Below are 16,164 nucleotides of genomic sequence, written 5' to 3' on the forward strand. Positions count from 1 at the left end.
TAGTACTGACGGATCCGGGCCGCGAGAGCGAGGTGGGACATGCCGGACGTCGTGGTCATCGGGGCCGGGGTCGTCGGTGCCGCCTGCGCCTACTACGCCGCCCGCGCCGGACTCGACGTGGTGGTCGTCGACCGAGGACCCGTGGCCGGGGGGACGACCGGCGCCGGCGAGGGCAACATCCTGGTCTCCGACAAGGAGCCCGGACCCGAGCTGGACCTGGCCCTGCTGTCCAACCGCCTCTGGCGCGACCTGGCCGGGGTGGAAACGGGCGACGGACCGGGGAACGGCCGGGGGACCGGGTCGGGGAACGGGTCGGCGGACGCGGCGGGTCGCGGGGACGGGGCCGCGGCGGGCGGGTTCGAGTTCGAGGCCAAGGGCGGCCTGGTGGTCGCCGAGACGGACGAGGTCCTGGAGGCGCTCACCGGCCTGGCCGCCGCGCAGGGGGTCGAGCACGTCCTGGCCGGTCCCGGAGAGCTGCACGACTACGAGCCGCACCTGGCCCGGGGCTTCGCCGGGGGCGTGTTCTACCCGCAGGACGCCCAGGTCCACCCCATGCTGGCGGCGGCAGGACTCATCCGGCGGGGCGCCGAGCGGTTCGGCCACGGCGCCCTGATGCTGCGCACCGGCGTCACCGTGACCGGCTTCGTCCGCCGCGGGGGCCGGATCGCCGGTGTCACCACCGACCAGGGCGAGATCCTCGCCGGGGCCGTGGTCAACGCCGCGGGCACCTGGGGCGGCCAGGTCGCCGCGCTGGCCGGGGTGCACGTCCCGATCCTGCCCCGGCGCGGCTTCATCCTGGTCACCGAGCCCCTGGCCGGGCCGCTCGTCCGGCACAAGGTCTACACCGCCGCCTACGTCACCGCGGTGGCCAGCGACTCCGCCGGGCTGGAGACGTCCGCCGTGGTGGAGAGCACCCCGTCCGGACCGGTGCTCATCGGCGCCAGCCGGGAGCGGGTCGGCTTCGACCGCACGGTCTCGATCCCGGTGCTCGAACGCCTCGCCCGCCAGGCGGTGGAGCTGTTCCCGGCCCTGGCGGACTACCGGGCGATCCGCGCCTACTGCGGGTTCCGCCCGTACTGCCCCGACCACCTGCCGGTGATCGGCGAGGACCCCCGGGCGCCGGGCCTCTACCACGCCTGCGGCCACGAGGGCGCGGGCATCGGCCTGGCCCCGGCCACCGGCCACCTGATCGCCCGGCTCCTGGCGGGCCTGCGCCCCGAGCTGGACCTCACCCCCTTCCGCCCGGACCGTTTCGCCGAGGAGGCATCGTGAACCCCGCCGACGGCGACCCTCCGAAGGGCGGTCCGGTCCTGGACGGCCGTGCCCGCGGCTCCACCCGGAACGGCGCCGACGGCGCCGACGGCGCCGACGGTGCCGACGGTGCGGTCCGGGACGGCTCTGCGCGGGGTGCGGCGACGTGCCCGGCCACCGGGAGCGCCCGATGAGGGGGCCGTACGACCTGGTGCGGGCGCGTCCCGAGCCGGGGTTCGAGATCAGCGTGGACGGCGTCGGTGTCCCGGTGGTCCCGGGTCAGACGATCGGCGCGGCCATGCACGGCGCGGGCATCCGGTCCTGGCGGACCACCAGGTTCGGCGGGCGCCCGCGCGGGCTGTTCTGCGGCATCGGGGTCTGCTTCGACTGCCTGGTCACGGTGAACGGCGTCCCCTCCCTGCGCGCCTGCCTGACCGAGGCCCGCCCCGAGGACCGGGTGACCACCGGCGCCGCCGGGGACACAGGGGACACAGGGGACACCGGGGACACCGGGGACACGGCAGGCAAAGACAGTGGCGGGGACATCGGGGACCTCGGGGACGAGGGCGGGAGCGACGGAGGACGGGCGGTGAGCGGTCCGTGACGCGGGTCCACGACCTGGCCGTGGTCGGCGCGGGCCCCGCCGGGGTCGCCGGTGCGCTCACCGCCGCCCTGGCCGGGCTGGACGTGGTGCTGCTCGACGGCGCGGCCAGGCCGGGCGGCCAGTACTTCCGCCGTCCGGCCGAGGGCTTCCACGCGGCCCGGCCCGGCGCCCTGCACCACGGCCTCGACGGGTTCACCCGCCGCTGGGAGCTGCTCACGGAGCACGCCGAGGTGCTGCTGCGTCACAGGGTGTGGGCGGTCGAGCGCACCGGGGAGACGGTCGTCCTGCGCTGCCTGGAGGGGGACCGCGAGGAGCGGCCCCGCACGGTGACCGCCCGCGGGCTGCTGATCGCCACCGGCGCGCACGACAGGCCGCTGCCCTTCCCCGGCTGGGACCTCCCCGGCGTGCTCACCGCGGGAGCGGCACAGGCGCTGCTCAAGGGGGACCTGGTCCTCGCCGGCCGCGAGATCGTGGTCGCCGGCACCGGCCCGTTCCTGCTCCCGGTCGCCGCGGGCCTGGCCGACGCCGGCGGACGGGTGGCCGGCGTGTACGAGGCCAACGGCCGGTTCGGGCTGGCCGCGCACCCGATGCTGGCGGCCGGCCGGGCCGGGGAGGCCCTGGGGTACGGGGCGCGCCTGGCCCGCCACCGGATCCCCTACCGGGGACGGCGGGCGGTGGTCGCCGCGCACGGGGACACCGCGCTGACCCACGTCACCGTCGCGACCCTGGACGCCGCCTGGCGGCCGGTCTCCACGACGACCGTCGCGTGCGACACCCTGGCCTGCGGCTACGGCTTCGTCCCCCAGCTCGACCTGCCGGTCCAGCTCGGTTGCGCCACCCGCCGCGACCACGACGGCAGCGCGGTCGTCACGGTGGACGCGGGCATGCGCACCAGCGTGCCCGGCGTGTACGCGGCCGGGGAGAGCACCGGCGTGGGCGGCGCCGTCCTGGCCGAGGTGGAGGGCCGCCTCGCGGGCCGCTCCGCAGTCACCGACCTGGGCCGATCCACTGCCGCCGACCTGGGCCGATCCACTGCCGCCGGTCGGCCCGGTCCCGCGGCCGACCGGCCCGATCCCGCGCTGACCCGCCGCAGGGACCGGCTCGCGGCCTTCGCGCGGGCCCTGCAGGAGGCGTACCCGGTACGGCCCGGCTGGCAGGAGTGGCTCCGCGACGACACGCTCGTCTGCCGCTGCGAGGAGGTGCCCCTGTCGGCCGTGCGCGAGGCCCAGGCCATGGGCGCCGCCGATGCCCGTTCGGTCAAGCTGCTGGCGCGGCCCGGGATGGGCTGGTGCCAGGGCCGGATGTGCGGGTACGCGGTCGCCTGCCTGGCCGGTGAGGATCCCGCCCCGGCCGGGCGCCCGATCGCCCAGCCCATCCGGCTCGGCGCCCTCGCGTCACAGACCGGACCCGAGACCGCACGGACCGATCCCGGGACCGCGCGACCCGGACCCGAGCCTTTTCCCACGGAACCGCCGGTGTCCCCGGCGGGCCCGGACCGGCCCGAACCCCCTCGGGACCGACCCCACCGGAAGGATGAACGATGACGACCCGCGTGAAGCCCTGGCACGGCGTGATGGTGGCCACCGCGCTGCCCCTGGCCGAGGACCTCTCCGTCGACCTGGACGGCTACGCCGAGCACTGCCGCTGGCTGGTCGAGTCCGGCTGCGACGGCGTCGTGCCGAACGGGTCGCTGGGGGAGTACCAGACGCTGACCCCCCAGGAGCGCGCCGCGGTCGTGGAGACCGCGGTGGCGGCCGTCGGCGGTGACCGGGTGATGCCCGGGGTGGCGGCGTACGGCTCCCTGGAGGCCCGTCGCTGGACCGAGCAGGCCGCGGAGGCCGGGTGCCGGGCGGTGATGCTGCTCCCGCCGAACGCCTACCGGGCCGACGACCGGACCGTGGTGGAGCACTACCGGGAGGTGGCCGCGGCCGGCCTGCCGGTGGTGGCCTACAACAACCCCTTCGACACCCGCGTGGACCTGACCCCCGAGCTGCTGGCCACCCTGTACGGCGAGGGCCTGATCGTCGGGGTCAAGGAGTTCAGCGGCGACGTCCGCCGCATCTACGAGATCGCCGAGCTCGCGCCCGGCCTGGACGTGCTGGCCGGGGCCGACGACGTGCTGCTGGAACTGGTCACCGCGGGCGCGGTCGGCTGGGTCGCCGGGTACCCCAACGCGCTGCCCGTCTCGACCGTGGCGCTGTACCGGGCGGCCGCGGAGGGGGACATGGCCACCGCGCTGCCGCTCTACCGCGCGCTGCACCCGCTGCTGCGCTGGGACTCCCGGCCGGTGTTCGTCCAGGCCATCAAGCTCTCCATGGACCTGGCCGGGCGCACCGGCGGCCCGTGCCGCCCGCCCAGGCTCGCGCTCGCCGGCGAGCAGGAGGCCGCCGTGCGCGCGGCCACCGAGAAGGCGCTGGCCGAGGGCATGCGATGACCCCGGCGCCACCGGTGCCCGCCCGGCCCGTATCCGTACCCGTGCCGGTGCCCGTTTCGCCGGTTCCCGGCCCGTCCGTGGCGGGAGACCCCTCCCGCGAGGAGCGCCCATGAGAACGAAGAGGGTCTTCCACGCGGTGGACTCCCACACCGAGGGCATGCCCACCCGGGTGATCACCGGGGGAGTGGGGGTGATCCCGGGTGCGACCATGGCCGAGCGGCGCGAGCACTTCCTGGCGACGATGGACCACGTCCGCACCCTGCTCATGTACGAGCCGCGCGGCCACTCGGCGATGAGCGGCGCCATCCTGCAGCCCCCCACCCGGCCCGACGCCGACTACGGGGTGCTCTACATCGAGGTCTCGGGCTGCCTGCCCATGTGCGGGCACGGCACCATCGGGGTCGCCACCGTCCTGGTCGAGACCGGGATGGTCGAGGTCGTCGAGCCGGTCACCACGATCCGGCTGGACACCCCCGCCGGGCTGGTGGTCGCCGAGGTGCGGGTCGCCGACGGCGCGGCCGTCGAGGTGACCATCACCAACGTGCCCTCCTTCAGCGTGGGCCTGGACCGCGTGGTCCGGGTGCCCGGCATCGGGGAGGTCGTCTACGACCTCGCCTACGGCGGCAACCACTACGCGATCCTGCCGGTCGAGTCCGTGGGCCTGCCGTTCGAGCGCTCGCACAAGCAGGAGATCCTCCAGGCCGGCCTGGCCGTCATGGGGGCGATCAACGAGCAGGACGAGCCCGTCCACCCGCTGGACGCCGCCATCCGGGGCTGCCACCACGTGCAGTTCACCGCGCCGGGCTCGGACGCCCGGCACTCGCGGCACGCGATGGCGATCCACCCCGGCTGGTTCGACCGCTCGCCGTGCGGCACCGGCACCAGTGCCCGGATGGCCCAGCTGCACGCCAGGGGGGAGCTCCCGCTGGGGGCCGACTTCGTGAACGAGTCGTTCATCGGCACCCGGTTCGTCGGGCGGCTGGTGGAGGAGACCCGGGTGGCGGACCTGCCCGCGGTGATCCCGACGGTCACCGGCAGGGCGTGGATCACCGGCACCGCGCAGTACTTCCTGGACCCCTCCGACCCGTTCCCTGCCGGTTTCCTGCTCTGACCCACCGGCCGCGGCCCGTCATGACCGGGTCGCTGCCCGGCCCCGTCACGACCGGGCCGTGGCTCCGGGGGCCCGTTCCGGTCCTGTCACGAACCGGGTCGCGGCCCCGGGGTCCGCTCCGGGGACCCGCTCCGGCCGGGGCCGGATTCGGGCTGTCCGGAAACCCCCGCGACACCCCCGTACCCAGGGCCGGGCAGGGGCCGCCGGGGCCGTCGCGACGACGGTTCGTACCCGACGAGATGGTTTCGCGGGGAAACGGCCACTTAACGCTAACGGTCTGATTTCGGCCCTTGACGTTGTGCTTCCCTTACCCATGCAATGTCACACATCACCAGATGTGAGGAGCGGCAATGCGCGCCATCCCCCTGAAATCCTTCACGTCCCTGGCCGTCCTCGGTCTCCTGGTCACCGGATGTGGCCAGGGGCTGCTCGGCGGCGGCGAGGACGGCGGCCAGGCGGCCGGCAAGAAGGACGAGCCGATCGTGCTCGGCATGCTGATCCCGCAGTCGGGCAGCGAGGCCGCCATCGGTCCGTACATGAGCAACGCGGCCCAGCTCGCGATCGACGAGATCAACGCCAAGGGCGGCGTGCTCGGCCGCCAGCTGCAGCTGAAGACCGCGGACGACGCCTGTGACGCCCAGTCGGCGGCGGCCGGTGCCAACAAGCTGGTCACCGAGGGGGTCGACGTCTCCGTGGGCGGTTACTGCTCCGGGGCGACGCTACCCACCCTGCCGATCTTCGGCAAGGCCGGCATCCCGATGATCATCCCGGCCGCCAACTCCCAGGAGCTGGTGGACCAGAAGCTCAAGCACGTCTTCCTGATCAACGGCACCGGCTCCCAGCAGGCCGCCGCCGCCGAGAAGTGGATCACCAAGCAGGGCGCCGAGAGCGTCGCGCTGATGCACGACAACACCAGCTACTCCAAGGACATCGCGCTGCGCACCGAGACCCTGCTGAAGGCCCCCGACGGGGCCGAGGCGGTCATCACCGAGGCGGTCACCCCCAAGGAGAGCGACTACAGCGCCAACATCACCAACGTGCTGGCCAAGAAGCCCGACTTCGTCTACTGGACCGGCTACTTCCAGGAGGGCGGCCTGATCGCCCGCCAGCTGCGGCAGGCCGGCTACAAGGGCTCCATCATGGTCGGCGACGGCTCGGTCTCGCCCAAGTTGATCGAGATCGCCGGGGACGAGGCCGCCGAGGGCGTCTACGCCACGATGACCCAGACCCCCGACACCCTCGAGGGCGCCGAGGGCTGGATCGACGCGTACAAGAAGAAGTTCGGCACCGACCCCGGGCCTTACTCCAACCAGGCCTACGACGCGGTGCGGCTGGCCGCCGAGGCGGTCACCAAGGCGGGCGGCACCGACGGCCCGAAGGTGATCGCGGCCCTGGAGGCGGTCGACGGCTTCTCGATGTTCTCCGGGCCGCTGAAGTTCACCCCCGAGCACACCCTGGCCAACGGCGGCTTCCAGATCCTCGTCGTGAAGGGCGACGCCTTCACCCTGCAGGACTCCCTCAAATGACCGGCAACACCTCACCCGGCGCCTACGGCGGCGACGCCGGGTGCGACAGGGCCCGGGGCGGCGAGAACGACGCCCGCCCCGAGCCCTCCGAGGACCGGCAGCCCGCCGGGTACCGGGGCCGTCACCGGCGCTCGGGCACCGGCGGCACCGGCGGCACCGGCAACGGCGGCAGCGGCGGGCACGGCGGCCCGGACCGCCCGCCGGGGAAGCGGGCCGCGCGATGACGCAGCTCGTCTGGAACGGCCTGTTCGTCGGCTCGTTCTACGCCCTGGTGGCCCTGGGCTACAGCATGGTGTACGGGATCATCAAGCTGCTCAACTTCGCCCACGGCGACCTGTACATGCTCGGCGCGTTCGCCGGCTTCGCCATCCTCGGCGCGGTCGGCGGCGTGACCTCCTCGATGGCGCTGCCGCTGCTGCTGGCGGTCCTGCTGGCGAGCATGGCGCTCACCGGCCTGGCCGGGGTCGCGCTGGAGCGGATCGCCTACCGGCCGCTCCGCCGCGCCCCGCGCCTGTCCCTGCTGATCACCGCGGTCGGCGCCTCCTTCGCCCTGGAGTACGGGATGCGCGCGGTGGCCGGGGCCGACCCGCGGGTCTACCCGGTACGCCTGGGCGGCACCTCGATCGAGATCCTCGGCGCCCGGATCACCCTGCAGCAGCTCGCCCTGATGGGGGTCGCGGTGGTGCTGATGGCCGGGCTCAACCTGCTGGTCACCCGCACCCGCGAGGGACGGGCCATGCGGGCCATCGCGCTGGACCCGCGCACCAGCGCGCTGATGGGCATCGACGTCAACGCCGTGATCTCCCGCACCTTCTTCATCGGCTCGGCCCTGGCCGGGGCCGCGGGCGTGATGGCCGGGGCCTACTACGGGAAGATCGACTTCCTGATGGGCTTCCTGATCGGCCTCAAGGCCTTCACCGCGGCGGTCATCGGCGGCATCGGCAACATCCCGGGCACCATGCTCGGGGGGCTGCTGCTCGGGCTGCTGGAGTCGTTCGGCACGTTCTGGCTGGGCGGCGAGTGGCGCGACGTGTTCGCCTTCGGGGTGCTGATCCTGTTCCTGACCGTGCGGCCCACCGGCCTGCTCGGCGAACGCGTCACGGAGCGGGTGTGACGGCCGGGACCAAGGTCCGCCGCCGCGGCACGGACCGTCCCCCCAGCCTGGCGTCGAAGCTGATGCAGAACAGGTGGGCCGGCACCGCCGGCCTGCTGATCGCGCTGCTGGCGCCCTTCGTCAACGCCAGCCCGTACGCGCTGTCGGTCATGACCAGCGCGGCCATCGCCGTGATGCTCGCGGCCGGGCTGAACATCGTGGTCGGCTACTGCGGCCTGCTCGACCTGGGCTACGTCGCCTTCTTCGCGGTCGGCGCCTACACCAGCGGCGTGCTGGCCACCCGGTTCGACCTGCCGCTGCTGGCCACGGTGCCCGCGGTGATCGTGGTCACCGTCGTCGCCGGGATCGTCATCGGCGCGCCCACCCTGCGGCTGCGCAGCGACTACCTGGCCATCGTGACGCTCGGCTTCGGCGAGATCATCCGGATCACCGCCAACAACCTGGACGTCACCGGCGGCCCGTCGGGCATCTACGGCATCCCGTCCCTGGTGGACAGCCCGGTGCTCTTCTACTACGTCACCGTCGCCGTCGTCTCGCTGGCGGTCCTCGGCTCGGCGCGGCTGGGCCGCTCCCGGCTGGGGCGGGCCTGGCGGTTCGTCCGCGAGGACGAGGACGCCGCCGAGGCGATGGGCGTGCACACCTACCGGGTCAAGCTCGCCGCCTACATCGCCGGCGCGGTCTGGGGCGGCCTGGCCGGGGTGCTGTTCGCCGCGCAGCTGTCCGCCGTCTCACCGGGCAGCTTCACCTTCCTGGCGTCGGCGCTGGTGCTGATGGCCGTCGTGCTCGGCGGCATGGGCTCGGTCTCCGGCGTCGTGGTGGGCGCCGTCGTGATCAGCGTCCTGCCGGAGATCCTGCGGGACCTGGCCGACTACCGTTACTTCCTGTTCGGCGTCCTGCTCATCGCCTTCATGCTGCTGCGCCCGCAGGGCCTGTGGCCGGCCCGTTCCAAGGAGGTGCCGTGAGCCTGCTGAGCGTGACCGACCTGCGCCTGACCTTCGGCGGGGTGACGGCCATCGACGGCCTGTCGTTCTCGGTGGACGAGGCGGAGATCGTCTCCGTCATCGGACCCAACGGGGCGGGCAAGACGTCGGCCTTCAACTGCGTCACCGGCTTCTACCGGCCGACCGCGGGCCGGATCACCCTGCGCGGCAAGGACCTGCCGGGACTGCGGCCCTCGGCCGTGGCCGCCCTCGGCGTCGCGCGCACCTTCCAGAACCTGCGCCTGTTCGGCGAGCTGTCGGTCCTGGACAACGTACGGGCCGGATCGCACCTGTGGCTGCGCCAGAGCGTCTTCGACGCCCTGCTGCACACCCCCCGGTACCGGCGTTCCGAGCGCGAGTGCACCGAGCAGGCCCACCACTGGCTGGACTTCGTGGGCCTGCGCGGCGACCGGTACGGGCAGGCCCGCAACCTGCCCTACGGCGAGCAGCGCCGCACCGAGATCGCCCGCGCCCTGGCCCGCAAGCCCGACCTGCTGCTGCTGGACGAGCCCGCCGCCGGGCTCAACCACGGCGAGAAGGCCGAGATGCTCGACCTGATCCGGCGCATCCAGGCCCTCGGCGTGGCCATCGTGCTCATCGAGCACGACATGGGGCTGGTCATGGAGGTCTCCGAGAGGGTGGTCGTGCTCAACTTCGGCAGGGAGATCGCCGACGGCCGTCCCGAGGACGTCCGGCGGAACCCGGCCGTCATCGAGGCCTACCTCGGCGGTGACATCACCGCGGGGGAGAGGGACACCCCGCAGGACGATCCCTCCGCGACCACGCCGGGCACGGACGCCGCGCACACGCGGGCCCCGGACGCCGACGGCGCCGACGGTGCCGACGGGGACGACCCCGCGGACGGCTCCGGGGACGGGGCCGGAGACGGGGCCGGGAACCGTACCCCCGCACGTGACAGGACCGCCGGGAGCGACGCCGATGCTTGAGATCGAGGACCTCGACGTCCACTACGGCGGCGTGCACGCGCTGCGCGGGCTCTCCCTCACCGTCGGCGAGGGGGAGATCGTGGCCCTGCTCGGCAACAACGGCGCGGGCAAGACCACCACGCTGTCCGCGGTCTCGGGGCTGGTACGCCCCAGCGGTGGCGGCGTGACCTTCGACGGGCGGAGGATCACCGGTGAGAAACCGCACCGGATCACCGCCTCCGGCCTGGTGCACGTCCCCGAGGGACGCAGGATCTTCAGCACGCTCAGCGTCCACGAGAACCTCCAGCTGGGCGGCTACCTGGTCCGCGACCAGGCGGAGGTCCGCAGCCGGATCGAGCGGGTCTACGGGCTGCTGCCCCGCCTGGCGGAACGGCGTACCCAGCAGGGCGGCACGCTGTCGGGCGGCGAGCAGCAGATGCTCGCCATCGGCAGGGCGCTGGTCACCGGGCCGCGCCTGCTGCTGCTCGACGAGCCGTCCATGGGCCTGGCCCCGCTGGTGGTCGCCTCGGTCATGGAACTCATCGCGGGCATCAACGCCGAGGGGACCTCGGTGCTGCTCGTCGAGCAGAACGCCACGGCCGCCCTGGGGATCGCGCACCGCGGGTACGTGATCGAGAACGGCGCCTGCCTGCTGGACGGGCCGGCCGCCGGGCTCCGCCGGGACCCCCGGGTCGTCGAGGCCTACCTCGGCGGGGTCTGACGGCCGGGGTCCGGCGACGGGGTCCGGTGCGGGCTCGGCACGGGTTCGACGGAGAACCCCGCAGGACCTCGGATGTTCGATGGCGGGCGCACCGCCTGGGAGGATGTGACGGTGGCGGGTTCCGTCCGCCGGACATGGACGCGGTCGACAGGAGAGGCTCCGTTATGGCTTCGAGGGCGGACGGCCGGCTCGACCTGCCCGCGGTGGGGGAGAGACAGAGCCTGCGGGAGCAGGTGGCCCACGCGCTGCGGGCGGCCCTGATCACCGGTGAGATGCGGCCCGGCATGGTCTACTCCGCCCCGCTGCTGGCCGCCCAGTTCGGCGTCTCGGCCACCCCGGTGCGCGAGGCCATGCTCGACCTGGCCAAGGAGGGCCTGGTCGAGGCGGTGCGCAACAAGGGCTTCCGGGTCAGCGAGATGTCCGAGCGCGACCTGGACGAGCTGGCGGAGATCCGCGAGCTCATCGAGGTGCCCACGGTGACGCGGCTGGCCGACGCCGGTCGCGCACCGGCCTTCGAGACGCTCCGCCCGATGGCCCAGGAGATCGTCGACGCGGCCGAGCGGGGCGACCTGCTCGCCTACGTCGACGCCGACATCCGCTTCCACCTGGAACTGCTCGCCCTGGGGGGCAACTCCCACCTGGTGGAGGTGGTCCGCGACCTGCGCAACCGGGCCCGCCTGTACGGGCTGTCCGGCCTCCACCGGCGCGGGCGGCTCGCCGACTCCGCCCGCGAGCACCTCGCCCTGCTGGAGCTGCTCTCCACCGGTGACGCGAACGGCGCCGAGCGGCTGATGCAGCACCACATCCAGCACGTGCGGGGCATCTGGGCCGGGGCCACCGAGCCCTGACGCCAGCCCCGGGCACCCCGGCCGGAGCCGCGAACAGGCCGGGAACAGGCCGGAGCCGCAGTGGGATCCCCGGGCGCGGTGGATCGGCCCGAGCGGTGGGGTCAGCCGGAGGAGCGGGTGGCGCCCAGGGTCGCGATGACCACGCAGCCGACCGCCGCCCACTCGCGCGCCTGGAGCACCTCGCCCAGGATCACCAGGCCCGCCAGCGCGGCCACGGCCGGCTCCAGGCTCATCAGGATGCCGAAGACCCGCTTGGGCATCCTGCGCAGCGCCTCCAGCTCGATCGAGTAGGGGATCACCGACGAGAGCAGGCCCACCCCCAGGCCGATCAGCAGCACCTCGGGCCGGAGCAGGTCGGCGCCGCCCGAGGAGATCCCGACGGGGGCGACCACCACGCAGGAGATGATCATCGCCAGGGAGAGCCCGGTCGCCCCGGGGAAGCGCCGGCCGACCGAGGCCGACAGCAGGATGTAGGCGGCCCAGCAGGCCGCCGCGACCAGGGCGAAGGCGATCCCGGACCAGCTGATCCTGGACGCCGACGTCCCCCACGGTGCCAGCAGCACCACGCCCGATCCGGCGAGCGTCACCCAGAGCAGGTCGAGGCGGCGGCGCGAGGCCGCGACCGCGACGCCGAGCGGGCCGAGGAACTCGATGGCCACCGCGATCCCCATGGGAAGGCGGGCCAGCGCCTCGTAGAACGACAGGTTCATCACGCCCAGCGTCACGCCGAACGCCAGGCCCGCCGCCGCGTCCCCCCGGCTCAGCCCCCTCAGCCGTGGCCTGGCGACCGCCCCCAGGATCAGCGCGCCGGTGGCGATCCGCAGGAACACCACCGCGCTCGGCGAGAGCTGGCCGAACAGGTCCTTGGCGAACCCCGCGCCGACCTGGACCGACAGGATCGCCAGCAGGACCAGCCCGGACGGCGGAACGGCGTCGGAGGCGGCCTTCAGCAGCGCGCCGGGCCTGACCGGGCCGGGCTCGTAGGGTTCTGCGGGCCCGTGCAGGGCTTCGGCGGTCACGGCACTCCTCAGGTGCGAAAAGGTCGGTCACACCTTACCGGGCGGGGTGTCCCCGCTCAGGGGCATCCGCCATGTGAGACGGAGCCCGCCCGCCCCGGGCCCGCCGGCCACGCGGGCCCGAAGCGATCCCACGGACCCGCTCCGGACCTGCTCCGGCCCGCCGTGCCCCCGAAGCGCCCCGCGATCCCGCTCCGGGCCCGCGGGGGTACGCGCTCAGCGGGTGTAGAGGGCCACCGTCATGCCCGGTACCCGGCCCGTCCGCCACGCCTTGGCACGGACGAACCCCTCCCCGGTCAGGACGGCGACCCGGTCGACGCGCGAGGCCGCCTCGGACCCGCCCCGCCAGACGACCCAGACCCGCTCGCGCCCGGCGACGGCGGCGGCCAGGTCGGAGCGCTCCGGGTAGCCGAACGAGGCCGGCAGCGGGTCGCGGCCCGTGAGCATCACGTCGTCGGGCAGGCCCGCGCCGCCGTAGTAGAGCAGGCCCTGGCGCAGCGAGGAGCGCCCGTAGACGAGGGCGTCGCCGGGCCGCGCCTCGCTCGCCAGGATGCGCGCCGCCCGGGGGAAGTTCTCGTGGTGCCCGTCCTCCCCGCGGACGTCCAGCTGGCCGGGGAACCCGGCCGCCAGCACGCCCGCCACCGCCAGGACGGCGGGCGGCCGGGGCAGGGCGGCGACCGTGAGCCCGGCCAGCAGCGCGTACCCGGGCACCGTCGCGAACAGGTAGCGGTCCACGTACACCGGGGTGATCAGGTGGGAGAGGGCGAACAGCGCCAGGGGCGGCAGGAGGGCCCAGCCGGCCAGCAGCGCCACCCAGAGCCGGTCGGCGCCGTGGCGTCGCAGGAAGGGGGCCGCCGCCGCGAGCAGGAACAGCGCGCCCCCGGCCAGGGCGGTGCCGCCGATCATCTTGGGCAGCGCCAGGAACACGTCGGGTCCCGGCAGGGTGATCCAGCTGATCGCGTGCCGTTCGGCGAACCCGACCACCGCCCAGACGGCCCCCGGCACGAAACCGGCCGCCAGGCAGGCCAGCACCCTGGGCGCCACTCCCCGCCCGTACAGCGCGACCGCCGTCAGGTGCGCCGCCGTGACGAGCAGGGCGAACACCTGGGTGCAGCCGAGCAGCGCCACGGCGGCCGCGTACCCCCACCAGCCGCGGCGCCGTCCCGGCTCCTCGATCGCCCGGTACAGCGTCCAGGTGGCCAGGACCGCGGCGGCCGCGGCGAACGCGTACGAGCGGGCGTTCTGCCCGTGGTAGGAGACCGACGGCAGCGCGACGTAGACGACGGCCGCGGCCGGCCCGGCCGGCCACGAGCCCATCCGGCGTCCCAGGTCGGCGATCAGCGCGGTCGCCACACCGGTGGCGAGCGCGGAGGGCAGGCGCATCCACCACTCCGCCTGCCCGAACTCCAGCCACAGGTGCATGAACGCGTAGTACGGCAGGAAGTGCCCGTCGATGTGCTGGGCCAGCTCCCAGAGCCCCGCGGCGCTCCGGCGGGCCGCGCTGAGGGTGGCGAGCTCGTCCGAGGAGTGGGAGACCGTGGAGGCGCCCGCGACGCAGACGAGCGTGGCGACGATCCCCGTGGCCGGGCCCGCCCACGTCCGTCCCTGCCGTTCCCGCGCAGGCCGGGATGGACGTCGCGCTCCGGTAATGATCACCCGGAGGATGTTAGGCGGAAACGATCACCCTTGATCGTCTTTCTCTGACAAAGACCGTATTTCTACGGGAAAAGTCGGATCATTCCCAGCGGAAGGTCCGCGCGGTCAGCAGGAGCGACCCCGCCGCCCATGCCGCGAGGACCACCACCGCGGCCGGCGGCGGCCCCGACCCGTCGGCGAGCACCGCGCGGAGCCCGCCGGTGAGCGCGGAGATCGGCAGCAGCTCCAGCACCGGCCGCACCGCCTCGGGGAACCGCTCCAGCGGGAAGGCGACCCCGCCGCAGGCCAGCAGGACCAGGTAGACCAGGTTCGCCGCGGCGAGCGTGGCCTCGGCGCGCAGCGTCCCGGCCATCAGCAGGCCCAGGCCGCTGAACGCGGCCGTGCCCAGCACGATCAGCAGCAGCGCCGCGAACGGCGAACCCGCCGGGCGCCATCCCAGGGCGGCCGCCACCGCGCAGAGCACCGCGACCTGGACGACCTCCACGGCGATCACCGCGAGCGTCTTGGCCAGCATCAGCCCGGTCCGCGACAGCGGGGTCGCCCCCAGCCGCTTCAGCACCCCGTAGCGGCGCTCGAAGCCGGTCGCGATGGCCTGCCCGGTGAAGGCGGTGGACATCACGGCCAGCGCGAGCACCCCCGGGGTCATGAAGTCGATCCGGGAACCGCCGCCCACGTCCAGGATGGGGGCGACCGAGAGGCCGACGAGCAGCAGCACCGGAATGATCATCGTGAGCAGCAGCTGCTCGCCGTTGCGGAGCATCGCCCGGATCTCCGCGCCGGTCTGGGCCGCCACCATCCGTCCCAGCGGCGCGGCCCCCGGGGCCGGGGTGAGGTCCAGGGTCGTCATGTGCGTCGTCTCCTTCGGGGCGGGCCGCGTCAACGGAGCTCACGCCCGGTCAGTTCGAGGAAGACGTCCTCCAGGGTGCGCCGCTCGATGCTGAGGTCGTCCGCGGTCACGCCCTCGGCCGCGCACCAGGTCGTCACGGTCGCCAGCAGCTCCGGCACGACCTGTCCCTCGATGATGTAGTGCCCGGCCGGCGACTCCTTGGCCGCGCTGCCGACGGGCAGGGCGGCGAGCAGCTCGTCCAGGGAGAGTCCCGGCCGGGCGCGGAAGCGCAGCTGCCGCTCGGCGCCGGTGAGGGAGGAGGGGGTGCCCTCGGCGACCACCCGGCCGCGGTCGATGATCACGATCTGGTCCGACAGGCGCTCCGCCTCGTCCATGTGGTGGGTGGTGAGCACCACCGAGACCCCGCTCGCGCGCAGCTCGCGGACCAGCTCCCAGCAGGCGTGCCTGGCCTGCGGGTCCAGGCCCGCGGTCGGCTCGTCGAGGAAGACCAGCTCGGGACGGCCGATGACCGCCCCGGCCAGCGACAGGCGCTGCTGCTGGCCGCCGGAGAGCCTGCGGTACGGGGTGCGGGCGTGCTCGGTCAGCCCGAGCCGCTCCAGCAGTGCCCCGGGGTCGAGCGGACGGGCGTGGAAGCGGGCCATCAGCCGCAGCCACTGCCCGCAGCGGGCCGCGGGCGGGACGCCACCGGCCTGGAGCATCACCCCGACCCTGGCCCGCAGCTCCCGCGCGGACGGGTCGAGCCCCAGCACCTTCACGCTGCCCGCGTCGGCCCGGCGGAACCCCTCGCAGATCTCCACGGTGGAGGTCTTGCCGGCCCCGTTGGGGCCCAGCACCGCGGTGACCGCGCCGCGGGCGGCGGTGAGGGTCAGGCCGTCGACCGCGGTCGTCCCGCCGTATCTCTTGACCAGGTCGACGATCGCGACGGCTGGGGAGTCCATGGCCACGAGTTTAGAGACCGCCTCCGGCGCTCCCGCTTCCGGACCACGCGTCCGGCGCGCCCGCGGTTCGCGGGCGGCGCGGAAGGGGGGCCCGACGCCCCGCTCCGACGCCCCGCTCCGACGCCCCGACCCGGCGCGCCGGACCGGGGCGTCGGAGCGCGCGACGGACCTGCTTTTTTCTGCCCTTTTCAG

At 74.4% G+C, this 16,164-nt stretch carries 17 protein-coding genes; 13 read left to right on the forward strand and 4 right to left on the reverse strand.

Features of this window, described 5'->3' with window-relative positions:
* Positions 1 to 39: 39 nt before the first annotated feature.
* The 13 genes from ACIBCT_RS14295 (at position 40) to ACIBCT_RS14355 (ending at position 11,515) form a co-directional block, all read left to right on the forward strand.
* The gene (locus ACIBCT_RS14295; RefSeq protein ID WP_399188382.1) at positions 40 to 1,272 is read left to right on the forward strand and encodes an NAD(P)/FAD-dependent oxidoreductase; all 1,233 of its coding nucleotides are present in this window, start codon (positions 40 to 42) and stop codon (positions 1,270 to 1,272) included.
* On the forward strand, positions 1,269 to 1,445 hold the full coding sequence (locus ACIBCT_RS14300; RefSeq protein WP_399188384.1) for a hypothetical protein: 177 nt from the start codon (positions 1,269 to 1,271) through the stop codon (positions 1,443 to 1,445). The genes ACIBCT_RS14295 and ACIBCT_RS14300 overlap by 4 nt, the downstream gene beginning before the upstream one ends.
* Complete coding sequence (locus ACIBCT_RS14305) at positions 1,442 to 1,855, forward strand: (2Fe-2S)-binding protein (protein ID WP_399188386.1); 414 nt, start codon at positions 1,442 to 1,444, stop codon at positions 1,853 to 1,855. The genes ACIBCT_RS14300 and ACIBCT_RS14305 overlap by 4 nt, the downstream gene beginning before the upstream one ends.
* Positions 1,852 to 3,399 (forward strand): FAD-dependent oxidoreductase, encoded by a 1,548-nt coding sequence (locus ACIBCT_RS14310; protein ID WP_399188388.1) that lies wholly within the window; start codon positions 1,852 to 1,854, stop codon positions 3,397 to 3,399. The genes ACIBCT_RS14305 and ACIBCT_RS14310 overlap by 4 nt, the downstream gene beginning before the upstream one ends.
* Positions 3,396 to 4,289, forward strand: a complete 894-nt coding sequence (locus tag ACIBCT_RS14315) for a dihydrodipicolinate synthase family protein (RefSeq protein WP_399188390.1) — start codon at positions 3,396 to 3,398, stop codon at positions 4,287 to 4,289. Before ACIBCT_RS14310 ends, ACIBCT_RS14315 begins: the two co-directional genes overlap by 4 nt.
* Positions 4,290 to 4,398: 109 nt before the next feature.
* Positions 4,399 to 5,400 carry a proline racemase family protein gene (locus ACIBCT_RS14320; RefSeq protein WP_399188392.1) on the forward strand — a complete coding sequence of 334 codons (1,002 nt, stop codon included), beginning with the start codon at positions 4,399 to 4,401 and terminating at the stop codon, positions 5,398 to 5,400.
* A gap of 350 nt (positions 5,401 to 5,750) precedes the next feature.
* On the forward strand, positions 5,751 to 6,926 hold the full coding sequence (locus ACIBCT_RS14325; protein WP_399188394.1) for a branched-chain amino acid ABC transporter substrate-binding protein: 1,176 nt from the start codon (positions 5,751 to 5,753) through the stop codon (positions 6,924 to 6,926).
* Positions 6,923 to 7,150 (forward strand): hypothetical protein, encoded by a 228-nt coding sequence (locus tag ACIBCT_RS14330; protein ID WP_399188396.1) that lies wholly within the window; start codon positions 6,923 to 6,925, stop codon positions 7,148 to 7,150. Before ACIBCT_RS14325 ends, ACIBCT_RS14330 begins: the two co-directional genes overlap by 4 nt.
* Positions 7,147 to 8,040, forward strand: coding sequence for a branched-chain amino acid ABC transporter permease (locus ACIBCT_RS14335; protein ID WP_399188398.1), 894 nt, complete (start codon positions 7,147 to 7,149; stop codon positions 8,038 to 8,040). Before ACIBCT_RS14330 ends, ACIBCT_RS14335 begins: the two co-directional genes overlap by 4 nt.
* On the forward strand, positions 8,037 to 9,002 hold the full coding sequence (locus tag ACIBCT_RS14340; RefSeq protein ID WP_399188400.1) for a branched-chain amino acid ABC transporter permease: 966 nt from the start codon (positions 8,037 to 8,039) through the stop codon (positions 9,000 to 9,002). Before ACIBCT_RS14335 ends, ACIBCT_RS14340 begins: the two co-directional genes overlap by 4 nt.
* Complete coding sequence (locus ACIBCT_RS14345) at positions 8,999 to 9,967, forward strand: ABC transporter ATP-binding protein (protein ID WP_399188402.1); 969 nt, start codon at positions 8,999 to 9,001, stop codon at positions 9,965 to 9,967. Before ACIBCT_RS14340 ends, ACIBCT_RS14345 begins: the two co-directional genes overlap by 4 nt.
* Positions 9,960 to 10,667: an ABC transporter ATP-binding protein gene (locus ACIBCT_RS14350; RefSeq protein ID WP_399188404.1), complete on the forward strand. Its 708-nt coding sequence runs from the start codon at positions 9,960 to 9,962 to the stop codon at positions 10,665 to 10,667. Before ACIBCT_RS14345 ends, ACIBCT_RS14350 begins: the two co-directional genes overlap by 8 nt.
* A 164-nt stretch (positions 10,668 to 10,831) precedes the next feature.
* Positions 10,832 to 11,515, forward strand: a complete 684-nt coding sequence (locus tag ACIBCT_RS14355; protein ID WP_399188406.1) for a GntR family transcriptional regulator — start codon at positions 10,832 to 10,834, stop codon at positions 11,513 to 11,515.
* Positions 11,516 to 11,616: 101 nt separating this feature from the next.
* Here ACIBCT_RS14355 and ACIBCT_RS14360 read toward each other — a convergent pair whose 3' ends face one another.
* The 4 genes from ACIBCT_RS14360 to ACIBCT_RS14375 form a co-directional block, all read right to left on the reverse strand.
* On the reverse strand, positions 11,617 to 12,534 hold the full coding sequence (locus ACIBCT_RS14360; protein ID WP_399188408.1) for an EamA family transporter: 918 nt from the start codon (positions 12,532 to 12,534) through the stop codon (positions 11,617 to 11,619).
* Between the two features lie 213 nt (positions 12,535 to 12,747).
* Positions 12,748 to 14,187 (reverse strand): glycosyltransferase family 39 protein, encoded by a 1,440-nt coding sequence (locus tag ACIBCT_RS14365; RefSeq protein WP_399188410.1) that lies wholly within the window; start codon positions 14,185 to 14,187, stop codon positions 12,748 to 12,750.
* A 79-nt stretch (positions 14,188 to 14,266) separates the two neighbouring features.
* Positions 14,267 to 15,034, reverse strand: coding sequence for an ABC transporter permease (locus tag ACIBCT_RS14370; RefSeq protein ID WP_399188412.1), 768 nt, complete (start codon positions 15,032 to 15,034; stop codon positions 14,267 to 14,269).
* 29 nt (positions 15,035 to 15,063) lie between these two features.
* Entirely contained in the window at positions 15,064 to 15,972 is a 909-nt protein-coding gene (locus tag ACIBCT_RS14375) for an ABC transporter ATP-binding protein (RefSeq protein WP_399188414.1), read from the reverse strand.
* Positions 15,973 to 16,164 lie beyond the last annotated feature (192 nt).

Origin of the sequence: Streptosporangium sp. NPDC050855 (genome assembly GCF_044456585.1) — a bacterium.
Classification (GTDB): Bacteria; Actinomycetota; Actinomycetes; order Streptosporangiales; family Streptosporangiaceae; genus Streptosporangium; species Streptosporangium longisporum.

Excerpts from the sequence above, each read along its gene's own strand:
- ACIBCT_RS14295 (WP_399188382.1), top strand. The coding sequence starts at position 40 with ATGCCGGACGTCGTGGTCATCGGGGCCGGGGTCGTCGGTGCCGCCTGC.
- ACIBCT_RS14305 (WP_399188386.1), top strand. The coding sequence starts at position 1,442 with ATGAGGGGGCCGTACGACCTGGTGCGGGCGCGTCCCGAGCCGGGGTTC.
- ACIBCT_RS14315 (WP_399188390.1), top strand. The coding sequence starts at position 3,396 with ATGACGACCCGCGTGAAGCCCTGGCACGGCGTGATGGTGGCCACCGCG.
- ACIBCT_RS14320 (WP_399188392.1), top strand. The coding sequence starts at position 4,399 with ATGAGAACGAAGAGGGTCTTCCACGCGGTGGACTCCCACACCGAGGGC.
- ACIBCT_RS14325 (WP_399188394.1), top strand. The coding sequence starts at position 5,751 with ATGCGCGCCATCCCCCTGAAATCCTTCACGTCCCTGGCCGTCCTCGGT.
- ACIBCT_RS14330 (WP_399188396.1), top strand. The coding sequence starts at position 6,923 with ATGACCGGCAACACCTCACCCGGCGCCTACGGCGGCGACGCCGGGTGC.
- ACIBCT_RS14335 (WP_399188398.1), top strand. The coding sequence starts at position 7,147 with ATGACGCAGCTCGTCTGGAACGGCCTGTTCGTCGGCTCGTTCTACGCC.
- ACIBCT_RS14350 (WP_399188404.1), top strand. The coding sequence starts at position 9,960 with ATGCTTGAGATCGAGGACCTCGACGTCCACTACGGCGGCGTGCACGCG.
- ACIBCT_RS14355 (WP_399188406.1), top strand. The coding sequence starts at position 10,832 with ATGGCTTCGAGGGCGGACGGCCGGCTCGACCTGCCCGCGGTGGGGGAG.
- ACIBCT_RS14370 (WP_399188412.1), bottom strand. The coding sequence starts at position 15,034 with ATGACGACCCTGGACCTCACCCCGGCCCCGGGGGCCGCGCCGCTGGGA.
- ACIBCT_RS14375 (WP_399188414.1), bottom strand. The coding sequence starts at position 15,972 with ATGGACTCCCCAGCCGTCGCGATCGTCGACCTGGTCAAGAGATACGGC.